Source organism: Paraburkholderia sp. BR10936 (assembly GCF_040965735.1).
Lineage (GTDB): Bacteria > Pseudomonadota > Gammaproteobacteria > Burkholderiales > Burkholderiaceae > Paraburkholderia > Paraburkholderia nodosa_A.
On sequence record NZ_JBFRCM010000010.1, the window covers coordinates 192,327 to 213,546 of the forward strand.

17 protein-coding genes are annotated in these 21,220 nt (G+C 66.0%); 7 read left to right on the forward strand and 10 right to left on the reverse strand.

Going from position 1 to position 21,220, the window contains the following annotated elements:
- The first annotated feature begins 186 nt into the window (after window positions 1-186).
- Window positions 187-2,784, forward strand: a complete 2,598-nt coding sequence (clpB, locus tag AB4Y36_RS21800; protein WP_368684035.1) for an ATP-dependent chaperone ClpB — start codon at window positions 187-189, stop codon at window positions 2,782-2,784.
- A gap of 121 nt (window positions 2,785-2,905) precedes the next feature.
- On the opposite strand, the gene AB4Y36_RS21805 is transcribed toward clpB, so the two are convergent.
- From AB4Y36_RS21805 to AB4Y36_RS21815, 3 genes are all read right to left on the reverse strand, one after another.
- Window positions 2,906-3,346, reverse strand: a complete 441-nt coding sequence (locus AB4Y36_RS21805; RefSeq protein WP_069267517.1) for a YidB family protein — start codon at window positions 3,344-3,346, stop codon at window positions 2,906-2,908.
- 124 nt (window positions 3,347-3,470) lie between these two features.
- Window positions 3,471-4,061, reverse strand: coding sequence for a helix-hairpin-helix domain-containing protein (locus AB4Y36_RS21810; RefSeq protein WP_069267516.1), 591 nt, complete (start codon window positions 4,059-4,061; stop codon window positions 3,471-3,473).
- Between the two features lie 219 nt (window positions 4,062-4,280).
- Window positions 4,281-6,281, reverse strand: coding sequence for a sigma-54-dependent Fis family transcriptional regulator (locus tag AB4Y36_RS21815; RefSeq protein ID WP_368684036.1), 2,001 nt, complete (start codon window positions 6,279-6,281; stop codon window positions 4,281-4,283).
- A gap of 477 nt (window positions 6,282-6,758) precedes the next feature.
- Here AB4Y36_RS21815 and AB4Y36_RS21820 point away from each other — a divergent pair, with 477 nt between their 5' ends.
- The 6 genes from AB4Y36_RS21820 (at window position 6,759) to lipA (ending at window position 12,876) form a co-directional block, all read left to right on the forward strand.
- Window positions 6,759-7,826, forward strand: a complete 1,068-nt coding sequence (locus AB4Y36_RS21820) for an ATP-NAD kinase family protein (RefSeq protein ID WP_069267607.1) — start codon at window positions 6,759-6,761, stop codon at window positions 7,824-7,826.
- Window positions 7,827-7,874: 48 nt separating this feature from the next.
- Complete coding sequence (locus AB4Y36_RS21825) at window positions 7,875-8,651, forward strand: SDR family NAD(P)-dependent oxidoreductase (protein ID WP_069267514.1); 777 nt, start codon at window positions 7,875-7,877, stop codon at window positions 8,649-8,651.
- Window positions 8,652-8,720: 69 nt separating this feature from the next.
- Window positions 8,721-9,698, forward strand: coding sequence for a thiamine pyrophosphate-dependent dehydrogenase E1 component subunit alpha (locus AB4Y36_RS21830; protein ID WP_069267513.1), 978 nt, complete (start codon window positions 8,721-8,723; stop codon window positions 9,696-9,698).
- A gap of 46 nt (window positions 9,699-9,744) precedes the next feature.
- A complete protein-coding gene (locus tag AB4Y36_RS21835; protein WP_342945687.1) occupies window positions 9,745-10,749 on the forward strand; it encodes an alpha-ketoacid dehydrogenase subunit beta in 1,005 nt (334 codons plus the stop codon).
- Between the two features lie 4 nt (window positions 10,750-10,753).
- The gene (locus AB4Y36_RS21840) at window positions 10,754-11,875 is read left to right on the forward strand and encodes an acetoin dehydrogenase dihydrolipoyllysine-residue acetyltransferase subunit (protein ID WP_368684037.1); all 1,122 of its coding nucleotides are present in this window, start codon (window positions 10,754-10,756) and stop codon (window positions 11,873-11,875) included.
- Between the two features lie 2 nt (window positions 11,876-11,877).
- Window positions 11,878-12,876 carry a lipoyl synthase gene (lipA, locus tag AB4Y36_RS21845; protein WP_342945689.1) on the forward strand — a complete coding sequence of 333 codons (999 nt, stop codon included), beginning with the start codon at window positions 11,878-11,880 and terminating at the stop codon, window positions 12,874-12,876.
- Window positions 12,877-12,924: 48 nt separating this feature from the next.
- Here lipA and AB4Y36_RS21850 read toward each other — a convergent pair whose 3' ends face one another.
- The 7 genes from AB4Y36_RS21850 to rho form a co-directional block, all read right to left on the reverse strand.
- Window positions 12,925-14,295 (reverse strand): MATE family efflux transporter, encoded by a 1,371-nt coding sequence (locus tag AB4Y36_RS21850; RefSeq protein WP_368684038.1) that lies wholly within the window; start codon window positions 14,293-14,295, stop codon window positions 12,925-12,927.
- A 4-nt stretch (window positions 14,296-14,299) separates the two neighbouring features.
- Complete coding sequence (locus AB4Y36_RS21855) at window positions 14,300-16,054, reverse strand: ArnT family glycosyltransferase (RefSeq protein ID WP_368606710.1); 1,755 nt, start codon at window positions 16,052-16,054, stop codon at window positions 14,300-14,302.
- 320 nt (window positions 16,055-16,374) lie between these two features.
- Entirely contained in the window at window positions 16,375-16,638 is a 264-nt protein-coding gene (locus tag AB4Y36_RS21860; protein WP_069267507.1) for a type B 50S ribosomal protein L31, read from the reverse strand.
- A 157-nt stretch (window positions 16,639-16,795) separates the two neighbouring features.
- Window positions 16,796-17,632: a M90 family metallopeptidase gene (locus AB4Y36_RS21865; protein WP_368684039.1), complete on the reverse strand. Its 837-nt coding sequence runs from the start codon at window positions 17,630-17,632 to the stop codon at window positions 16,796-16,798.
- Window positions 17,633-17,667: 35 nt separating this feature from the next.
- Window positions 17,668-19,224, reverse strand: a complete 1,557-nt coding sequence (locus AB4Y36_RS21870; protein WP_342945693.1) for an MFS transporter — start codon at window positions 19,222-19,224, stop codon at window positions 17,668-17,670.
- Window positions 19,221-19,772: a MerR family transcriptional regulator gene (locus AB4Y36_RS21875; RefSeq protein ID WP_368684040.1), complete on the reverse strand. Its 552-nt coding sequence runs from the start codon at window positions 19,770-19,772 to the stop codon at window positions 19,221-19,223. The genes AB4Y36_RS21870 and AB4Y36_RS21875 overlap by 4 nt, the downstream gene beginning before the upstream one ends.
- Before the next feature lie 163 nt (window positions 19,773-19,935).
- A complete protein-coding gene (gene rho, locus AB4Y36_RS21880; RefSeq protein WP_027818379.1) occupies window positions 19,936-21,198 on the reverse strand; it encodes a transcription termination factor Rho in 1,263 nt (420 codons plus the stop codon).
- Window positions 21,199-21,220 lie beyond the last annotated feature (22 nt).

Sequence of the window (21,220 nt, forward strand, 5' to 3'; positions counted from 1 at the left end):
CTGCCTCGCGCGGCAGCGGCCGCCTCGCATTCTTCCCCGTTTTCTCACGCCGCGGCAGCAACGGTAGACGGACGCTACCCGCGCCTGAATCGCAAAAATCGGAAAAAATGACGCCAGAGCGCTTGAAACCGGCGCGTCCCCCCTCAAATTTGGTGACAGTCTAGAAATCTGGAGGTCTCGCATCAAATGAGAATCGACAAACTCACCACCAAGTTCCAGGAAGCCATCGCCGACGCGCAAAGCCTCGCGGTGGGCCACGATAACCAGTACATCGAACCCGTTCACCTGCTGGCTGCGCTCGTCGCGCAGCAGGACGGCTCCGCGCGCTCGCTCATGTCGCGTGCGGGCGTGCAGGTCCAGGCGCTGCAGAACGCGCTGAACGACGCCATCAACCGCTTGCCGCAGGTGCAGGGCACCGACGGCAACGTGCAGATCGGCCGCGAACTCACGGGGCTGCTCAATCAGGCCGACAAGGAAGCGCAGAAGCTCAACGACACGTATATCGCGAGCGAGATGTTCCTGCTCGCCGTGTCCGAAGACAAGGGCGAGGCGGGTCGTCTTGCTCGCCAGCACGGCTTGACGCGCAAGGCGCTCGAAGCCGCGATCGTCGCGGTGCGCGGCGGCGCGCAGGTGCACAGCCAGGACGCCGAGAGCCAGCGTGAAGCGCTCAAGAAGTACACCATCGATCTGACCGAGCGCGCGCGTTCGGGCAAGCTCGACCCCGTGATCGGCCGCGACGACGAAATCCGCCGCTCGATCCAGATCCTGCAACGCCGCACCAAGAACAATCCGGTGCTGATCGGCGAACCGGGGGTGGGCAAGACGGCAATCGTCGAAGGCCTCGCGCAGCGCATCGTCAACGGCGAAGTGCCCGAAACGCTCAAGGGCAAGCGCGTGCTCTCGCTCGACATGGCCGCACTGCTCGCGGGCGCGAAATATCGCGGCGAGTTCGAAGAGCGCCTGAAGGCCGTGCTCAACGACATTGCCAAGGACGAAGGGCAGACCATCGTCTTCATCGACGAAATTCACACGATGGTCGGCGCCGGCAAGGCCGAAGGCGCGATGGACGCGGGCAACATGCTCAAGCCGGCGCTGTCGCGCGGCGAGCTGCACTGCATCGGCGCGACCACGCTCGACGAGTATCGCAAGTACATCGAAAAGGACGCCGCGCTCGAACGCCGCTTCCAGAAGGTGCTCGTCGATGAACCGTCGGTCGAGGCGACCATCGCGATCCTGCGCGGCCTGAAGGAGAAGTACGAGCTGCACCACGGCGTGGAGATCACCGACCCGGCTATCGTCGCGGCGGCGGAACTCTCGCATCGCTACATCACCGACCGTTTCCTGCCGGACAAGGCCATCGACCTGATCGACGAAGCAGCTTCGAAGATCAAGATGGAAATCGATTCGAAGCCCGAAGCAATGGATAAGCTCGATCGCCGCCTGATCCAGTTGAAGATCGAGCGCGAGGCCGTCAAGAAGGAAAAGGACGAAGCGTCGCAAAAGCGTCTGCAGCTGATCGAGGAAGAGATCGACCGGCTGAGCCTCGAATATAAGGATCTCGAAGAGATCTGGACCACCGAGAAGGCCGCGGTGCAGGGCGGCGCGCAGATCAAGGAAGAGATCGACCGCGTGCGCGCGGAGATCAATCGCTTCCAGCGCGAAGGCAAGCTCGAGAAGGTCGCGGAACTGCAGTACGGCAAGCTGCCGGAGCTCGAAGCGCAGCTCAAGCAGGTGACGCTCGCGGAGGCGAACGAGCAGAACAACCCCACGCGCTTGCGCCTGCTGCGCACGCTCGTGGGCGCCGAGGAAATCGCGGAGGTCGTGTCGCGTTCGACCGGCATTCCCGTTTCGCGCATGATGCAGGGCGAGCGCGAAAAGCTGCTGCAGATCGAAGAGAAGCTGCACGAGCGCGTGGTGGGTCAGGACGAGGCCATTACCGCCGTCGCCGACGCGATTCGCCGCTCGCGCGCCGGTCTCTCGGACCCGAACCGGCCGTACGGCTCGTTCCTGTTCCTCGGGCCGACGGGTGTGGGCAAGACCGAGCTGTGCAAGGCGCTGGCGGGCTTCCTGTTCGATTCGGAAGATCACCTCATCCGCATCGACATGAGCGAGTTCATGGAGAAGCACAGTGTGGCGCGTTTGATCGGCGCGCCGCCGGGATACGTGGGCTACGAAGAGGGCGGCTATCTGACCGAGGCCGTGCGTCGCAAGCCGTATAGCGTGATCCTGCTCGACGAAGTCGAAAAGGCGCACCCGGACGTGTTCAACGTGCTGCTGCAAGTGCTCGACGACGGCCGCATGACCGATGGCCAGGGCCGCACCGTCGACTTCAAGAACACCGTAATCGTGATGACGTCGAATCTCGGTTCGCACCTCATTCAGGCGATGGCGGGCGAGCCGCAGGAAGCGGTGAAGGACGCCGTGTGGAACGAAGTGAAGCAGCAGTTCCGCCCCGAGTTCCTGAACCGGATCGACGAGGTCGTGGTGTTCCATGCGCTCGATCGCTCGAATATCGAGTCGATTGCGAAGATCCAGCTGCAGCGTCTGCGCGAGCGTCTGGAGAAGCTCGACATGGAGCTCGTGGTGTCGGACGAGGCGCTGAGCCAGATCGCCAAGGTCGGCTACGACCCGCTGTTCGGCGCACGGCCGCTCAAGCGCGCGATCCAGCAGGAGATCGAGAACCCGGTCGCCAAGCTGATCCTCGCGGGCAAGTTCGGGCCGAAGGATGTCATCCCGGTCGGCGTGCACGACGGCAAGTTCGTGTTCGAGCGCGTGGTGCACTAACGCGAGTAGAAACCTCGGCTGAGGCGCGCGCCGGCAGGCGGCGCACTGAGCCGAAACGAAAAGGGCAGCGGAGTGATCCGCTGCCCTTTTTTCATGCCTGCAAGGAAGCGCTAATGGGCGCTCATGCCTGCTTGTTGCCGCCGCCGAGCAGCGACGCCAGCCCACCAAGCGTGCCGAGCACGCTTTCGGTGTTGATCTGGCCGCCTTGCGGCACTTCGCCGGTCGGCGTGCCCGCGTTGACCACGTGCGGCAGCACCTGGGCGAGCAGCCCGCTCACCTGGTCGGGCTGCATGCCGACCTTCTGCGCGAGACCCGAGACGACGTCCGAGCCGAGCACGTTGTGCAGCTGATCCGCCGAAACAGGCTGATTCTCGCCGTTGCCGACCCACGACTGCACGATGTCGCCGAGGCCGCCTTGCTGGAACTTCTCGATGAGGCCGTTCAGCCCGCCGGGCTGGTTGTTGACGAACTCCATCGCCGCGGCGAGGAGCTGGGCCTGGCCGCCGCCTTGCTGTTGCGACTGCGAACCGAGCAGGGAACCGAGGGTATCTAGCAGACTCATGACGATCTCTCTGGGTGATGGCCGCGACGGGGACGCGGCCGGTAAGTCGGACGGCGCACGCGAGGGTGGCGCCGCGTTTTCGAGATCCAGTGCACGGCTTGCGCGCGCCGGACGGTGGCGGCAATCAGGCGCCGGAAGCGGCCGCAGCGGACGCGGCCTTGTCTTTCTTCGACTTCCTGGGCTTTTTCGCCTTCGTATCGGATGCCGTGGCCGGAGTTGCCGCAGCGGAGCCCGCTTCGGGCGCGCTGGCAGCGGCGGCCGTCTTGTCCTTCTTGCTCTTGTGCTTCGACTTGCCGGCGGCCGTGTCCGAGGCGGCTTGCGCCGTGGTCGCGGCCGCCGGCGTCTGCGCCGTCATCGGATTGGCCGTGGTCGCAGCGGGCGCGGCGCTCGTGGCAGCGGCGCTCTTGCCGCTCTTCGCGCTAGCCGTCTTGCCCGCGGGCGGCGCCGAGGAGCCGTTGATCGTGAGCCCCGCCGCCTCGAGGTTCTGCACCGACTTCGGGCCAATGCCCTTGACGCGGTTCACCAGGTCGTCGGCATCCTTGAACGGGCCGTTCTTCGTGCGTTCGTCGATGATCGCCTTGGCATGGACGGGGCCGATGCCCTTGACCGATTCGAGCGCGGTTTCGTCGGCGGTGTTCACTTCCACGGCTGCGGCGAGCACGGCGGACAGCGACAGGCCGATTGCGAGGAAGAGCATCAGCAGCTTCTTGAGCATGGCAATCACTCCATTGAGGGCATTTTCAGTGAGCCGGGAACGGACGACGCATCCAGCGGAGGGGGCTGCGGTACAAGAATAGGCCAGATGGCGTATCTGTGGATCGCGAGCGCTCGATTTATACCGGCCGGAGTGTGGCAAGTAAATCGCGCCGCACAATATTTAATACTTCTGTGCACTCTGGCGACGCGAAACGCGCGGAAGTCAGCGCAATCCGGCTCAAACGCGATGGGGCCCGACGATGGCGAGCTTCGCCATGCGCCGGTAGAGCGTCGCGCGCGAAATGCCCAGTGCCAGTGCGGCGGCGTTCGGACGCCAGCGGTGCGCCGTGAGCGCCGCGACGATGCGTGCGCGCTCGTCCTCGTCGGAGAGCGGCGACGCTGGCGGAATGCCGGCTGGGCAGCCGGATGCGGCCGGCGCTGCGAGTGGCGGCAGGCGCGCCGCGAGGTCGCCGCTCAGGTGCCGCGCTTCGACCAGCACGGTGTCGCAGACGGCGCATGCGTAACGCATCGCATTGCGCAGTTGCCGCAGGTTGCCGGGCCACGCGAACTTCGCGAGCCGCGCCGCGAGCGTGGCGTCGAGTGCGAGCGGCCGGCCGGCGGCCTGCGCTTCTTCCGCGAAGACCGTGTCGATGAGGATCGCGATGTCGCGCCGCTCGCGCAGCGGCGGCAGCGTGAGCACCGCGCCGCTCAGGCGATAGTAGAGATCGTCGCGGAATGCGCCCGCGCCGGCCATCTGCGCGAGGTCCCGGTGCGTTGCGCAGACCACGTCGATATCGACGCGCATCGGCGTTTCGCTCCCGAGCGGCAGGACTTCGCCCTCGGCCAGCACGCGCAAAAGGCGGGTCTGCAGCGCGAGCGGCATGTCGCCGATTTCGTCGAGAAAGAGCGTGCCGCCATCGGCCATCACGATCTTGCCGCGTGCGCCGTGCCGGCGCGCACCCGTGAACGCGCCCGGCGCATAGCCGAACAGCTCGCTCTCGATCAGCGACTCGGGCAGCGCCCCGCAATTCACCGCGATGAACGGCCGATTGCGTCGCGCGCTGGCGTCGTGGATGGCGCGCGCGAACACCTCCTTGCCGGCGCCGGTTTCGCCGAGCAGCAGGATCGGCAGGCGCTTGCCCGCCACGCGCTGCGCGATGCGCGCGTTTTCGGCCACGCGCGGGTCGGCGCTGCGCAGGAAGGGGCCGAGCGCGCTGCGGTCGTATTCGTGCGCGTCGGCGGCGTCGCGCCGCAGTGGCATTGCGCCATGCGCCGCGCCGGTGCCGCTGCGTGCGCTGTGTCCGCCGTAACCGCTCGTCCCAAGCGGCGCGCGGATGCGCGCATACAGCATCGAGCCGTTCGTGCGCAGGCGCAGTGCCGCGATGGTTTCGATGCGCCCGATGTCGCGCAACTGCACGTGCGACGAATCGAAAATCTCGTCGATATGACGCGGGCCGTCCAGGCACGGCATGCATTCGCGCGCGCGCCGGTTTGCGGCGACCACGTTGCCGTTTTCGTCGAAGGCGATCAGCAGCTCGGGCTGCGCTTCCACGTAATTGCGATTCTGGTGACCGAAGAGTATCCAGCACGACGCGAGGCGATGCAGGAAATAGCCGTCTTCGATGAGCGTGGCACTCTGGCGCACGAGCTGGTTGACGATGCGCTGACTCTCGCGATTGTCGGGCGATTGCACGGCCGACGCATCGAGTACGCCGATCAGCTCGCCGCCCGGCGCGAAGATCGGCGCGGCGCTACACGTGAGCGTGGTGAACGCGGCGCGGAAATGGTCGGTCTTGTGCACCGTGATGGGCGCGAGATCGGTGAGCACGTTCGCGATGCCGCAGGTGCCTTCCTCGCTCTCGGACCAGCACGAGCCGATATAGAGACCCGCGTGCTTGAAGTCGTTGCGGCGCTCCCGGTCCAGGCGATAGTCGATCGTCACGCCGTGCGCGTCGGTCAGCATCACGCAGTAATCGGCCTCGCGCACCATGTCGTGCAATCGCGTGAGGCACTGGCCGGAGGCGCGCAGAAAGGACTCCTCGCGATCGCGGATCTCGCGCAGCTCGGCGGCGCTCAGCACGCGCGGGCCGATCACGGAGCCGGGGTCCAGCTGATAGCGCTCGAACGAGCGCTGCCACGACGAGACGAGGCGCGGCGAGTCGGACGGCGCGGGCAGGCGGCCTTCTACGGCGCCGCGCACGCGCTCGGCGTGCCGGGTAGACGCAAGGGCGTAGGGCATGAGCGGTTCCAGGCGACGGCTCGCGGTGAGCGTCGGAGTAACGTCGGGTTACGTCGGACCGGAAAGCGTTCGGCGGGAGTCTTTTGTAGCACATCCTTTGCGCGCGATCACACCGCAGCGCAGCATGCGAGACGGCTGAGACGATCGTCTCAGCGGCTCGTGTCGCGCCTTTCGGCGCGGCGGACCTGGGCGTTCTGTCGCCGCTCTGGCACGCCACGCGGGGCTATGCGCGTATTCCTTCACGCGGGCGCCTGGCGGTGCGACCGGCGCTTCGCGCATGCGAGAAGGCGGCTGAGACGCCACGCGCGACGCAATTCGTGCCGACGCTACGGCGTGCAATTGGCGCGGAACCCCGTCACGCGGCCTTCTGCGCTATCGCCGCGCTTTCTCGACGTCATTGGCATGACGCTTGCAGAGTCTGGCGGCAAAGGCGGCGCACGGCAATGCACGGTGCGACGCCATCAGGAGACAAAATCCGTGACGACGCCCGTGACTGTAGGCGTGATCGCCAACCCCGCATCGGGCCGCGACATTCGCCGTCTCACTTCGCATGCTTCCGTCTTTCCCACGGCCGAGAAGGCGAACATGGTCGTGCGCCTGCTCGCAGGCCTGGGCGCGCTCGGCGTGACGCGCGTGCTCACGTTGCGCGACAACACCGGCGTGGCCGCGCTGCTCCTGCGCGCAATCGAGACGCACACGGCCATTGCCGCGCACGAACCCTGGCCCGAGGTCGTGTTCGTCGATCTGCTCGTGGACGAAAGCGTTGCCGATACGCACGCCGGTGTCGATCACATGGTGCGAGAGGAGGTTGCGCTGATCGCGGTGTTGGGCGGCGACGGCACCCATCGCGCGGTCGCGGCCCATTGCGGCGCGACGCCGCTGCTCGCGCTCTCCACCGGCACCAACAACGCCTTTCCCGAACTGCGCGAGGCCACCGTCGCGGGCCTCGCGGGCGCGCTCGTCGCGACCGGCGCGGTGCCCGCCGAGTCGGCGCTTTCGCGCAACAAGCGGCTCGTCGCGCGCTGCGTGGAAGGGCCGTCGCGCGGGCGCGAAGAAATCGCGCTCGTCGACATTTGCGTGGCGCGTCAGCCGTTCATCGGTGCGCGTGCGATTTCTGAAAGTTCGGATATCGAATCACTTTTCCTGACCTTCGCGCCGCCCGACGGCATCGGTCTCTCGTCGATCGGCGGGGCTTGGGCGCCGGTCGGGCGCGATGCGGCGCACGGCCTGCATATGACGTTCGCCCAGCCTGGCGCGCCCGAGGGCAGCGGCGCAGGCGTGCCGTTGCTCGCGCCGATTGCGCCGGGCCGCGTCGAGCGCCTGACGATGCTTACCTGCCAGCGCCTCGAAGTCGGCGTGGCGCTGCCGCTCGAAGCGGGCCACGGCACGCTCGCGTTCGACGGCGAGCGTGAGATCGAACCGGCGCGCGGCGACCGCTATGAAGTGACGCTCGACTGGCACGGTCCGCTGACCGTCGATGTCGCGCGCACGCTGCGTTACGCGGCGTCGCATCAGCTGTTGCGCGAGGCCGCCGCGCGCGCATAGCGATTGGGCTTGCTTCCTCCACGCATCACCGAAAGAAGGAGACATCGCATGGACACACCCCTGAAAGGCCAGGTCGCGATCGTGACCGGCGGCGCGCGCGGCATCGGCCGCGGCATTGCGCTCACGCTCGCGCAAGCCGGCGCGGACGTGCTGCTCGCGGATCTGCTCGAAGAACCGCTTGCCGCGACTGCGGATGAGATACGGTCGCTGGGCAGACGCGCCGCCTTCGCCAAGGTCGACGTCACCCAGGCTGTCCAGCTCGAAGGGATGGTCTCGCAGGCGCTTTCGGAATTCGGTGGCTTCGATATTCTCGTGAACTGCGCCGGCGTGATTTCAATTAGTCCGGTATCCGAATTAACAGAGCGGGACTGGGACTTCGTCATGGGCGTCAACGCGAAAGGCGTGTTCCTCGGCTGCAAGGCTGCACTGCCGCATTTCCGTACGCAAAAGCGCGGGCGGATCATCAACGTCGCTTCGATCGCGGGCAAGGAAGGGTTCCCGAATCTTGCGCACTACAGCGCGTCGAAATTTGCGGTGGTTGGCTTCACCAACGCGCTCGCCAAGGAAGTCGCGCGCGAGGGCATCACCGTGAACGCGATTTGCCCGGGCATCGTGCGTACGTACATGTGGGACCGGCTCTCCGACGAATGGAAGACAGAAGGCGAGAGCGTCGAAGAGTCCTGGCAGCGCCATCAGCTCACGCTGATTCCGCAGGGCCGCGCGCAAACGCCGGAGGACATGGGCCGGCTCGCCCTGTTCTTCGCGACGATGGACAACGTCACAGGCCAGTCGGTGAACGTCGACGGCGGTTTCACTTTTCACTAGGAGCAGTCGCATTTCCCCGCAGCAAGCCAATCCAGAGCGGTACAAGCGTCGTACACCCAGGAGACAACCATGTCAGTTCAGTTGAACAAGGAGCAGTTGCTCACCGCGTATCGCTCGATGCGCACGATTCGCGAGTTCGAGGAACGCTTGCACGTCGAGTTCGCGACCGGCGAAATTCCAGGCTTCGTGCACCTGTACGCGGGCGAGGAGGCCTCCGCGGTCGGCACGATGAGTCATCTGAACGATAACGACTATGTCGCCACCACGCACCGCGGCCACGGCCACTGCATCGCCAAGGGGGTGGACGTGCGCGAGATGATGGCCGAGATCTATGGCCGGGCCACGGGGTCGTGCCGGGGCAAGGGCGGCTCGATGCATATCGCCGATCTGTCGAAGGGCATGCTGGGCGCAAACGGCATCGTCGGCGCAGGCGGTCCGCTCACGTGCGGCGCCGCGCTCGCCGCCAAGCAGAAGAAGACGGGCGGCGTGGGCGTGTGCTTCTTCGGTGACGGCGCGTCGAACCAGGGCGTGATCTTCGAGTCGATGAATCTCGCCTCCGTGTGGCGCTTGCCGGTGATCTTCGTCGCGGAAAACAACGGCTACGCCGAGGCGACGTCTTCCACGTGGTCGGTCGCGGCCGACAATATCGCCGACCGTGCGAACGGCTTCGGCATGCCGGGCGTGATCGTCGACGGCTTCGACTTCTTCGCCGTACACGAGGCGCTGGGCGAAGCCATTGCACGCGCCCGCAGCGGCGGCGGCCCGACGCTCGTGGAGATGAAACTCTCGCGCTATTTCGGCCACTTCGAAGGCGACGCGCAAACCTACCGAGCCCCTGGCGAAGTGCAGAAGCTGCGCGAAGAAAAAGACTGCCTGAAGCGCTTCGAAGAGCGCGTGGTGCGCGCCGAACTCGCGAGTACCGGCGATCTGCGCAAGGTGGACGCCGAAGTGAAGCAGCTGATCGACGATGCCGTGACGCAGGCCAAGGCCGCGCCGCTGCCGCCAGCCGAAGCGCTGCTCACTGACGTGTACGTGTCGTACCCTTAAGCGCTGCGCACTCAGGTCATCAGGATTCCAGATCAAGGAGACAGAAATGGCACGGAAAATCACCTATTCGCAGGCCATCAACGAAGCGCTTTCCCAGGAGATGGGGCGCGACGAAAGCGTGATCGTGATGGGCGAGGACAACGCGGGCGGCGCGGGCGCGCCAGGCGAGCAGGACGCGTGGGGCGGCGTGCTCGGCGTGACAAAGGGCCTTTACGGCAAGTTCCCCGGGCGAGTGCTCGATACGCCGCTCTCGGAAGGCGGTTTTATCGGCACGGCAGTGGGTGCGGCGGCGTGCGGCATGCGGCCGGTCGCGGAGCTGATGTTCATCGATTTCATGGGCGTGTGCTTCGACCAGATCTTCAATCAGGCGGCGAAGTTCCGCTACATGTTCGGCGGCAAGGCCGTCACGCCGGTCGTGATTCGCACCATGTATGGCGCGGGCCTGCGCGCGGCGGCGCAGCACTCGCAGATGCTCACCTCGCTCTTCACGCATATTCCCGGGCTGAAGGTCGTGTGCCCGGCCACGCCCTATGACGCCAAGGGCCTCATGATCGAGGCGATACGCGACAACGACCCCGTGATCTTCTGCGAGCACAAGCTGCTCTACACAATGGAGGGCGACGTTCCGGAGGAATCCTATTCGATTCCATTCGGCGAGGCCAACATCGTGCGCGACGGTGACGACGTCACGATCGTCACGTATGGACGCATGGTGCACTACGCGCTCGATGCTGCGCAGAAGCTCGCGAAAGACGGCATCGAGGCGGACGTGATCGACCTGCGTACGACCTCGCCGCTCGACGAGGAAACGATCCTCGAAAGCGCGCGCCGCACGGGCCGGGTCGTGGTCGTGGACGAAGCCAATCCGCGCTGCTCGATCGCGACCGACATTGCGGCACTCGTTGGCCAGAAGGCGTTCAAGGAACTGAAGGTACCGGTCGGCATGGTCACTGCCCCGCATACGCCTGTGCCGTTCGCGGCATCGCTCGAAGACCTCTACATCCCCTCGGCGGAGAAGATCGCCGACGCCGCGCGCGCAGCAAGGAGCTGAAGTCATGCCGATTCACATGATCACGATGCCCAAATGGGGCCTGTCGATGGAGCAGGGCCAGGTGAACGGCTGGCTCAAGTCGCCCGGCGACAAGGTCAGCAAGGGCGATGAATTGCTCGACGTGGAGTCCGACAAGATCGCGTCGGGCGTCGAGTGCGCGTTCGAAGGCGTGTTGCGGCGGCAGATCGCGCAGGAGGGCGAAACGCTGCCCGTGGGCGCGCTGCTTGGTGTGGTCGCCGATGCCGAAGCGGCCGACGCGGATATCGACGCCGCGGTGGCCGAGTTCCAGCGCGACTTCGTGCCGGCGCAGGCGGGCGACGCCGACGCGGGACCGCAGCCGGAAAAGTCGCAAATCGGCGGCAGGACCGTGCGCTACCTGAAGCAGGGCGAAGGCGAGGGCGTGCCTGTCGTGCTGATCCATGGCTTCGGCGGCGATCTCAACAACTGGCTCTTCAATCACACCGATCTCGCGGCGGAGCGCACCGTCTGGGCGCTCGATCTGCCGGGTCACGGCGAGTCGGGCAAGGCGCTCGAGAGCGGGAGCCTCGGCGAGCTCGCGCAAAGCGTGATCGCGTTCCTCGACGCGCAGAAGATAGACCGCGCGCATCTCGTTGGGCACTCGCTGGGCGGTGCAGTGGCCATGGCGGTGGCCGAGCAGGCGCCCGGGCGCGTGACTTCTCTTGCGCTGATTTCGAGTGCAGGCCTTGGCAGCGAGATCGATGGTGCGTATATCGAGGGCTTCGTCGCGGCGGGCAATCGCAATGCGCTCAAGCCGCACGTGACGAAGCTGTTCGCCGATCCCGCGCTGGTCACGCGTCAGCTCGTCGAGGACCTCGTGAAGTACAAGCGGCTCGAAGGCGTGCAGGCCGCGCTCGGCAAGATTGCCGGGCAGGCGTTCGAAGGCGGCGCTCAGCGGCGCGTGTTCCGCGAGCGGCTGGCGTCGCTCGCGCCTCGCGCGCTCGTGATCTGGGGTGAGGTCGACCAGATCATACCGGCGCGCCATGCGCAGGGCTTGCCGTCGCAGGTGCGCGTGGAGGTGATTGCGGGCAAGGGGCACATGGTGCAGATGGAGGCGGCGCAGGAGGTCAATCGCCTGCTCAAAGCCTTCTTCGACGAAGGAGCCTGAGCATGGAGGCCGCCACGTCTGGAGTGTCCCGCTCGTCGAGTACGGCGCTGGGTCAGGAGGGCCTGCGCAGCCGCGAGAAGCTCGCGCGCATTCCGGTGAAGATCGTGCCGCCTGCCAGCGCCGACGCGGTCTTGCCGAAGCCGCCCTGGCTGCGCGCGCGTCCGCTCATGAGCGAAACCGTAGCGGGCGTGGCGGCCGTATTGCGCGAGCATCGGCTTCATTCGGTATGCGAAGAAGCGATGTGCCCGAACATCGGCGAATGCTTTGCACAGCGCACCGCGACTTTCATGATCATGGGCGGGCTGTGCACGCGGCGCTGTCCGTTCTGCGATGTCGCTCACGGACGTCCCGCGCCGCTCGACGAGGACGAGCCCGCGCACCTTGCGGCAGCGGTCGCGGCGCTGGGCTTGCGTCACGTCGTCATCACCTCGGTCGATCGCGACGACTTGCGCGACGGTGGCGCGTCGCACTTCGCGCGTTGCATTGCGCGGGTGCGCGAGCGCGTAGCGGGAATCGGCGTCGAGGTGCTCACGCCCGATTTCCGCGGCCGTATCCCGCGCGCGCTCGAGGCGCTTTCGTACGCGTGGCCCGACGTGTTCAACCACAACATCGAGACCGTGCCCTCGCTGTATCGCGCGGCGCGGCCGGGCGCGGACTATCACGGCTCGCTCGATTTGCTTGCGCGCGCGAAAGCGGCGAACGGTGCGCTCGTCACGAAGTCGGGGCTGATGGTGGGGCTGGGCGAAACCGATGCGGAGTTGCTCGCGACGATGCGCGACCTGCTCGAGCATCGCGTAGAAGTGCTGACGATCGGGCAGTACCTTGCGCCGTCGCGGTTTCATTTGCCGGTGAAGCGCTACATGCATCCCGACGGATTCGCCGCGTTGCGCGCGGCGGGGCTGGCAATGGGATTTAGCGAGGTGGTGGCCGGGCCGCTGGTTCGCTCGTCGTATCACGCAGCACAGACCGTGGAGGCGGCGCGGCAGGCCGAGGCCGGGTGATCTGCATGCATTTGCAACTAACCGCCTAACGCCTCCGACGCCGACGAGCTAGGCGCGTTCTCTCATAAACCGCGTGCTCACCCGCGAGAGATAAAGCAGGAGTCCGGCACCGGCAATCAGGAGGCTCGCCATGTTGGCGAGCCAGAACCCGCGCGCGCCCGTCGCCCAGGCGGGCACCGTGCCGGTCACGTCGAAGCCCAGCGCGTAGCCGCCGCCGAGGCCCACGCCCCAGAGCGCAAGCGCATAGATGATGGTCGGCACGACCGCGACCCGGTAGGCGCGCAACGCGAAGGCGGTGGTGATCTGCAGGGCGTCGAACACGTGGTAGCAGGTGACGATGGCGACGAGCGGCATGGCTGCGACTGCCACGGCAGGGTCCGGCGTGTAGCCGCCGATGATGAGCGGCCGCAGTACGAACACGATCGCGCCATAGCAGCAGGCAATCGCTACGGCCGTCGCCACGCCGTGCCGCGCGAGCGTGCGCGCTTCGGCCGGGCGGTCGCCGCCCAGCGCCTGGGCGACGAGCGTCGAGGTCGCCACGCCGATCGAAAGCGGCGTCATGTAGAGCACGGCGCCGATGTTGCCGGCGATCTGATGGCCGGCGAGCGTGGTCGTGCCCATACGTGCGATGAAGATCGCCATGAACGTGTACGACGTCACTTCGATGAGGTACGAAAGCCCCATCGGAATGCCGAGCTTGAGCAGTTCGGCCTGGCGTTTCCACTCGGGCCAGCAGAAGTGCCTGAAGATTTCGAACGGTGCGAACACGTCCACCCGCGTGAGCGCGAAGGCCGCGCACAAGGCGAGCGCCCAGTTGATCGAGGTGCTTGCGAGCGCGCAGCCTGGGCCCCCGAGCGCCGGCACGCCGAGGCCGCCGAAGATGAGCCACGTGTTGAGCGGCACCTTGAGCATGAGCGCGCCGACTTGCAGGAACATCACGAGGCGCGGGCGCCCCACGGCATTGGCGAGCGAGCTATAGATGCGAAAGGCGAGCGCCGCGGGCAGCCCGAACGAGAGCAGCCGCAGATAGCCGACGGTGCGCTCGCGCAGTGCTTCGGGCGCGTGCGCGAGGTCGAGCAGCGGGCCGGGAAAGTAGAGGATCGTAAATCCGATCGCCATCAGCACGAGCGCGAGCCAGAACGCCTGGCGCACTTCGAGACCGATTTCCGTGTCCTTGCGCGCGCCATAGAGCTGCGCCGCTACGGGCTGCAGCGCGCTGAGAATGCCCGTGAGAGCGATATAGACCGAGATGTAGATCGACGAACCCAGGCCGAGCGCGGCGAGATCGAGCGCCGAGTAGCGACCGACCATCGCGGTGTCGATCACGCCGAACGCGATGATCGCGAGTTGCCCGACCAGCACCGGCCACGCGAGCGCGGCGATGCGCCGGACGTCGCCGGCGAAAGTCGTCGTCAGCACGGCCTCAGTCCGGACGCTTGCGCCAGACATGTTTCTTGAGCGGCGGCGTCGGACGGTCGATGCGCACGTACAGGCGGAAGCGCTCGTCGCGGTCGGCGACGCGGCGGCCTTCCCAGACGAGCTTCCACACGTAGTCCGGCATCGAGCTCGGCTCGCCGTATTCCTGCGTGTCCTGGCGCAGGATCACGTCGCAATCCTCGTTGAACGCGAAATGCATCCTGCCGAAGTACGCGAAGGTGGCGATCTGTGCATCGCCGAGGCGGACGGGCGAGATGCACTGATAGTCGGCGGGCAGGTGCGCGGCGATCTGCTCGGCCACGTCCTTGTAGGTCCGGCTGTAGTTGACGACCGGCAGCCACAGCGTCATGAGCAGCACCCACATGAGCGTGGTGCCGCCGCTCGAGAGCACGACGCTGCGCCACAGCACCTTCGGATGGCGCGCCACGCGCCAGCGCACGAGCACCATCCAGCACACGGTAACGGCCACCGCGCACACGAACGAGAGAATCTTGAACTCCGGCACGAAGCCGGGTGCGAGGCGCGCGAGGTTGCGCGCGAGCGGCGCCGGGAAACCGGTCATGCCCGCGAGCCACACGAGCCATACGAAGGTGCTGAGAATCGTGAAGCTCAGCACCGCGAACCAGTCGATCGCGTTGATCGCGCCGCGCTTGAGCGTGGGCAGCGCGAAGGTCGCGAGCACCGCCAGCGCGGGCAGCACGAGCATGAAGAGCCGGTTCGATTCGTGGCTCTGCACGACCACGAGGATGAGCAGCGGCACGATCACCGACAGCGGAATCGCGATGTGCGGTTTGCGGCGCAGTCCCGCCCAGCTCACGAAGGCCCAGATCGCGAGGGGCCACGCGGGCCACGTGAAGAGCGGCAGATTCTTGGCGGCGTAGCGCAGCACGTAGCCAGGGGGGCCTGCGAAGGCGTTGACGTTGGTGTGCGCCCACTGGTTGAGGAACCAGACGGCGTCGTCGGGATACAGGTGCAGCGCCAGCAGGGGCCACGAGGCCGAGACCACGAGCGCCACGGGCAGGCCCGCCACGAGCAGCCAGCGCGAGCGCGTTTCGGGGGCGATGGCGAGCATGGCGAGCGTGCCGATGAGGAGCGCGCCCACGAGCACCGGGCCGCTCGAGAGCATCACGATGCCGAGCGCGAGGCCCCACCAGAGGGCGCCCTGGACCGGCTTGTCGATGGCGCGCACGACGCCGTACAGCAGCATGGCGATGCCCACGAACTGCATGAGCTGCGGCGTGGTTTCGTGACCGCGCTCGGCGAGGCCGAAGCAGCCCAGCAGAACGAGCAGGGCGCCGTCGCCGAGCGTGCGGCCGTAGTCGCGCGGCTCGGGCTCGCCGCCGAACGCGTACTTGAACGGCTGCACTTCGGGGCGGCGGCCCAGCAGATACGCGCTGTACCAGACGAACGCGCACGCGAGGCAGAACAGCACGCCCGTGGCGATGCGCGAGGCGTTGCTCGCGTCGACCCATGGTGCGAAGAGACGGATGCACGCGGCGCCGAGCCAGTAGCCGAGCGGACCGTTCTCGGTCACGTACTTGCCGACGAGATTGGGTAGCAGCCAGTCGTGCGAGGTGCCCCCCGCCATCGTCCACATCACGCCGAAGCCCGCCGCATCCTCGTTCTTCCACGGGTCGCGGCCAAAGAGGCCGAACGCGGCGAAGACGATACAGATGGTCAGCAGCAGCCAGCGCGGCAGGGCGCTGGTGGCGGAGGCGGTCAGTCGAATGGCTGGCTTCATGCAGTACGAAGGGAGACGGATAAACCGGGCGTGTTCGAGCGGGCGGCTCGCACGCGGGGGTCAAGCAGGCATGCGCGGCAGACGGTACACCCGGCCGTGTGCCGTGGAGCAATCCGGCATTCTAGCCGGGCCGGCGACCGCGCGTCACGGCGTTAGCCGCGGGATAATCCACAGAAACATCTAAAAAGGGGCGGTAGGTCGCACCCTTATAGCTGCTGGACGGCGCAACGGTGGCGCGGGCAACAAAAAAGGGCAGCGTATGCTGCCCTTTTTGTGCACGTTCAATGCGGGACCGGCCAGCAGCCGGTGCGGCGAGGTGCTTACTTGCCGGCCTTGCCCGAGGCGCGTGCGCCGAACTTCTTGTTGAACTTCTCGACACGGCCTGCCGTGTCCATGATCTTTTGCGTGCCCGTGTAGAACGGATGCGATTCCGACGACACTTCGATCTTGGCGAGCGGGTAGGTCTTGCCGTTGAATTCGGCGGTTTCGCGCGTCTGGATGGTCGAGCGGGTCACGAACTTGAAGTCGTTCGAAACGTCGATGAACAGGACTTCGCGGTAATCCGGGTGAATGCCTTCTTTCATGGTTATTCCTTAAATCTGGCGGTAGCCAACCCGCGTGCCTGCAACACCATGTTGCCGACTTTGCCCGCGCGAGCCACTTACCCAAGGGTCGAAAAACGGCGATTATGCCAGATAATCAGCCGGTTGGCGAATTTTTGAGGCTCCCGCGCGTCAGGTTTCAGGCCGGCTGGCCGGACAGTGCGCCCACGCGCGCCGGGTCCTGGCGGTAATAGCGCGCGAGCAGCCGGTAAAGCTCGGGATATTCCGCCTCGAATGCCTTCGGTTTGACGAAAAGCGCCTCGCTGCACACCGCGAAGAACTCCGACGGGTGGTCGGCGGCATAGGGATCGATCAGCGAATCGCGCTCGAAGCGCGCCCAGCGCCGCTCCGGCACGGCGTCCACCTTGTCGCAGAACTGGTCGTAGGCGTTGTCGAACACGTCGGCCCACGCCTGCGCGTCGAGCGGGGCGTGCCAGCGCCGAAAGAGGGGCGGATGGCCGTCGGCCTCGCCGTTAAGCATATCGATCTTGTGCGCGAACTCGTGGATCACGACGTTGTACGCGTCGCTGCCATCGGTCATCTGCGCGTCTTCCCACGAGAGGATCACGGGGCCGCCTTCCCACGCCTCGCCGCTCGCGTCGTGTTCCACCTCGTGGACCACGCCGTCCTCGTCCTCCACGGTCTTGCGGATCACGAATTCGCCCGGATAGACGACCACGCCCACCCAGCCCTTGTAGAGATCGAGTGAAAGATTGAGCACGGGCAGCGACGCCTGCGCGGCGATCGCTACGCTCATCGGGTCGGTCAGCTCGAGATCGTGCGCCGTGGAGAACTCCTTTTGCGCGAGGAAAAGGCTCGTCATCTCGCGCAGACGCACGAGGTCGGCGGCGTCGAGGTGCTTGAGAAAGGGCAAGCCCGCGAGCGTCGCCTGCCAAAGCGCGTCGTCGATCGCGTAGGTGCGCAGCGCCTTTTCGCGGCGGCGCGCGTCGAACCAGTGAGAGAGTTTCGAAAGCATCGCTGGGTGTGTTTTCCCGTGCGTCTGGATGTCGTTCAATCGATCTGCTTTTGCCACGCGGCGAAGATCCCGCCGCACACCGCCACGCCGATCAGGAAGTAAAACCCGTCGAGCGAACTCAGGAAGCTCGCCTGCTGCGCGACCATGCGGCTCACCTGCGCGAGGGCAAGTCCGTGCGCTTCGCTCGCGGAGCGGCCCATCAGTTCGAAGGAATGCGTCAGCGCGGCGTAGGTGCTCTGGAACGCCGGGTTGAACGGATTCACGAACTCGGCGAGCCGCGTCTGGTGCAGCGCGAGCCGGTGCTGCTCGACGATGATAACGGTGGCTGTGGCGAACGATATCGTCAACTGCCGGACGATGTTTTTCAAGCGGTAACCGTGCGTGAATTCTTCGATCGCGAAGATGCGGAACGTGAGATTGGCGACGGGCAGCACGATGAAGAGCAGCAGCAGGCCACGCAGCAGCAGCGGCGGGATGAGCCAGGCTTCGCTAGCCTGCGGCGTGAGCCGCGTCATCCAGAACGAAATGAACGCCGAGAGCACGAAGCCGGGCACGATGATCCACTTTTTGTGCGTAATGAGCTTCGCGTAGCGGAAATAGAAAAAGAGGGCGCCGGCCGAGATGAGCGACGTGATGCCGGTGAGGCGTCCGGCGTTTTCGACGGGGTAGTTGAAACCGCCTTCGAGCAGCCGCGAGACCAGGTAGCTGAGCGCCGTGCTCAGGTAGTAGTAGACCATGTAGAGCAGCAGGCCCACCCGGAACGGCTTCTCGCGCAGTGCGTGCAGGCGCATGAGCGGCTTCGGATGATGCCACTGGTGCCAGCCGAACCAGGCGAGCGCCGTGATCCCAACGAGCGTGAGCAGAATGATTTCCGGCGACGCGCTGAAGAGTTCGAAGCGCACCTGCTGCATGGCGATCTGCAGCGCGCCCTGTGCAAACGCGAAGATGAGGTACGGCCAGAAGTGCGCTTCGCCGCGCTCCTCAGGCAGCAAGTGGCCCGTATCGGGCAGCGCGAGCAGGGCCAGCACGGCATAGAGCACGCCTGCGGGCGCGGAAAACGCGAACAGGGCGCGCCAGTCGAAATGCGCGACGAGCTGCCCGCCCACGAGCGGTGCGAGCGCGCTGGAGAGCACGATGAGAATGAGGAACGCGCGCGTTGCCACTGGACGCTGCTGCGGCGTGAAGCTGATCTGGATGAGGATGCGGCAGGTGCCCATCATCGGGCCGATGAAGTAGCCCTGGAAGCCGCGCGCGAAGGCAAGCTCGATCGACGATTCGCACAGTGCCGCCGCGATCGCGCCGACGGCATAGAGCAGCAGGCAGCTCCCCACGTAGCGGCGGTAGCCCATGCGCTCCACCCACCATTGCTGCTGCAGGATGCCCAGAACGGCGCACACGGCGTAGGCGCTCGACGACCAGACGAGCTCGTCGGGCGACGCGTTGATGCCGCCCGCGATATGGCTCGTGAAGAACGAGAAGATCGCGTTGTCGTAGTAGTCGAGACCGGTCGCGAGGGCGAGCACCCACGGGAAAAAGTCGCCGCGCAGGCGCGCCGCGCTGAAGATCGGCTCGCGAGGCTGGGCCGTGCTCATGCCGATTCGTCGTTCTCGCGTGCGTTGCCCGAAGGCTCTGCCGGTCCGCCGCCCGTCGCGGCCGCGGCCGCCTTGCGTCGCCGCGTGGCGGCGAGGCGCTGCTCGATCAGCTGATCGGACGGCTCTCCCGCGAGGCGCCGCTGCAGGTAGTCGAGGTCGTCGGCCAGCTCCATGCGCACCGTCTGCGCCTCCTTCAACTCGCGGCGCACGGCCGCGATGCGCGTGTCGAGCGTCTCGATCTGCTGCGCCAGTGCATCGGCGATCTGCTGGAGCGACTCGTGCGAATAGCGCCGGCGGCCTTCGCCAACCTGTTCGAGCGGCCGCTTGAGCATCTCGGTAATGCCGTGCAGCGAAAAGCCGAGCGCGCGCAGCCGCAGGATGCGCGAAAATTGCTCGAGGTCGTGCTCGTCGTAGAGCCGGTAACGGCCTTCACTGCGCGAGGGGCTGACGAGCCCCCGCTCTTCGTAATACTTGAGCGTGCGCGGCGTGACGTTCAGGCGCTCGGCGGCGTCGCGCACCGTGAGCAGCGCGGGGGAATCCTTGGGCATGGGGAACTCTTTTTTCGCCGGGACGCGATCAAGACACGCTGCGCATTATACTTCAACGTGAACGTGCACGTACAGGTTGCGAGGTGCAGCGATCCTCTGCCGGAAAAGAAAAACGCCCGCGAAGTCGCGGGCGTTTTGCGGTGATTCGAGCGGGCGAGGGCCTTTAGCCGCCGCGGCGCATCATGTCGAAGAACTCGGAATTGTTCTTCGTCTGGCGAATCTTGTCGAGCAGGAATTCCATGGCCTCGACTTCGTCCATGTCGTGGATGAACTTGCGCAGCACCCAGATCTTCTGGAGGATGTCCGGCTTGATCAGCAGTTCCTCGCGGCGCGTGCCCGACTTGTTCAGGTTGATCGACGGGTAGACGCGCTTTTCCGCGAGACGGCGCTCGAGGTGCACTTCCATGTTGCCGGTGCCCTTGAACTCTTCGTAGATCACGTCGTCCATGCGGCTGCCGGTTTCGATCAGCGCCGTGCCGATGATGGTGAGCGAGCCGCCTTCTTCGATGTTACGTGCCGCGCCGAAGAAGCGCTTCGGACGCTGGAGTGCGTTGGCATCCACACCGCCCGTGAGCACCTTGCCCGATGCGGGCACAACGGTGTTGTAGGCGCGCGCGAGACGCGTGATCGAGTCGAGCAGGATCACGACGTCGTGCTTCATTTCAACGAGGCGCTTGGCCTTCTCGATCACCATTTCGGCGACCTGCACGTGACGCGCAGCCGGTTCGTCGAAGGTCGAGGCGATCACTTCGCCCGCCACCGAGCGCTGCATTTCGGTCACTTCTTCCGGGCGCTCGTCGATCAGCAGCACGAACAGGACCACGTCGGGGTGGTTCTGCTTGATGGCGTGCGCGATGTGCTGGAGCATCACGGTCTTGCCGGACTTGGGCGAAGCGACCAGCAGGCCGCGCTGACCCTTGCCGATAGGCGCGATCATGTCGATGATGCGGCCAGTCACGTTCTCCTCACCGCGCATCTCGCGCTCGAGCAGCAGCACCTTGTTCGGGTGCAGCGGCGTGAGGTTCTCGAACATGATCTTGTGCTTCGAGGCTTCCGGCGGCTGGCCGTTGACCTTGTCCACCTTCACGAGCGCGAAATAGCGTTCGCCGTCCTTCGGCGTGCGCACTTCACCTTCGATCGTGTCGCCGGTGTGGAGGTTGAAGCGGCGGATCTGCGACGGGCTGATATAGATATCGTCCGTGCTGGCGAGATACGAGGTTTCCGGCGAGCGCAGGAAGCCGAAGCCGTCGGGGAGCACTTCGAGCGTGCCGTCACCGAAGATCGTTTCGCCCGTCTTGGCGCGCTTTTTGAGAATCGCGAACATGAGTTCCTGCTTGCGCAGGCGGTTCGCATTTTCGATCTCGAGGCCATTGGCCATCTCGATCAATTCAGACACGTGCAGAGACTTGAGCTCGGAAAGATGCATACGGAGAACCCGTCGGGGAGGA

Excerpts from the sequence above, each read along its gene's own strand:
- AB4Y36_RS21835 (WP_342945687.1), top strand. The coding sequence starts at position 9,745 with ATGGCACGGAAAATCACCTATTCGCAGGCCATCAACGAAGCGCTTTCC.
- AB4Y36_RS21840 (WP_368684037.1), top strand. The coding sequence starts at position 10,754 with ATGCCGATTCACATGATCACGATGCCCAAATGGGGCCTGTCGATGGAG.
- AB4Y36_RS21805 (WP_069267517.1), bottom strand. The coding sequence starts at position 3,346 with ATGAGTCTGCTAGATACCCTCGGTTCCCTGCTCGGTTCGCAGTCGCAA.
- AB4Y36_RS21870 (WP_342945693.1), bottom strand. The coding sequence starts at position 19,224 with ATGAGCACGGCCCAGCCTCGCGAGCCGATCTTCAGCGCGGCGCGCCTG.
- AB4Y36_RS21865 (WP_368684039.1), bottom strand. The coding sequence starts at position 17,632 with ATGCTTTCGAAACTCTCTCACTGGTTCGACGCGCGCCGCCGCGAAAAG.
- clpB (WP_368684035.1), top strand. The coding sequence starts at position 187 with ATGAGAATCGACAAACTCACCACCAAGTTCCAGGAAGCCATCGCCGAC.
- AB4Y36_RS21830 (WP_069267513.1), top strand. The coding sequence starts at position 8,721 with ATGTCAGTTCAGTTGAACAAGGAGCAGTTGCTCACCGCGTATCGCTCG.
- AB4Y36_RS21810 (WP_069267516.1), bottom strand. The coding sequence starts at position 4,061 with ATGCTCAAGAAGCTGCTGATGCTCTTCCTCGCAATCGGCCTGTCGCTG.
- AB4Y36_RS21875 (WP_368684040.1), bottom strand. The coding sequence starts at position 19,772 with ATGCCCAAGGATTCCCCCGCGCTGCTCACGGTGCGCGACGCCGCCGAG.
- rho (WP_027818379.1), bottom strand. The coding sequence starts at position 21,198 with ATGCATCTTTCCGAGCTCAAGTCTCTGCACGTGTCTGAATTGATCGAG.
- lipA (WP_342945689.1), top strand. The coding sequence starts at position 11,878 with ATGGAGGCCGCCACGTCTGGAGTGTCCCGCTCGTCGAGTACGGCGCTG.
- AB4Y36_RS21860 (WP_069267507.1), bottom strand. The coding sequence starts at position 16,638 with ATGAAAGAAGGCATTCACCCGGATTACCGCGAAGTCCTGTTCATCGAC.
- AB4Y36_RS21825 (WP_069267514.1), top strand. The coding sequence starts at position 7,875 with ATGGACACACCCCTGAAAGGCCAGGTCGCGATCGTGACCGGCGGCGCG.
- AB4Y36_RS21815 (WP_368684036.1), bottom strand. The coding sequence starts at position 6,281 with ATGCCCTACGCCCTTGCGTCTACCCGGCACGCCGAGCGCGTGCGCGGC.
- AB4Y36_RS21855 (WP_368606710.1), bottom strand. The coding sequence starts at position 16,054 with ATGAAGCCAGCCATTCGACTGACCGCCTCCGCCACCAGCGCCCTGCCG.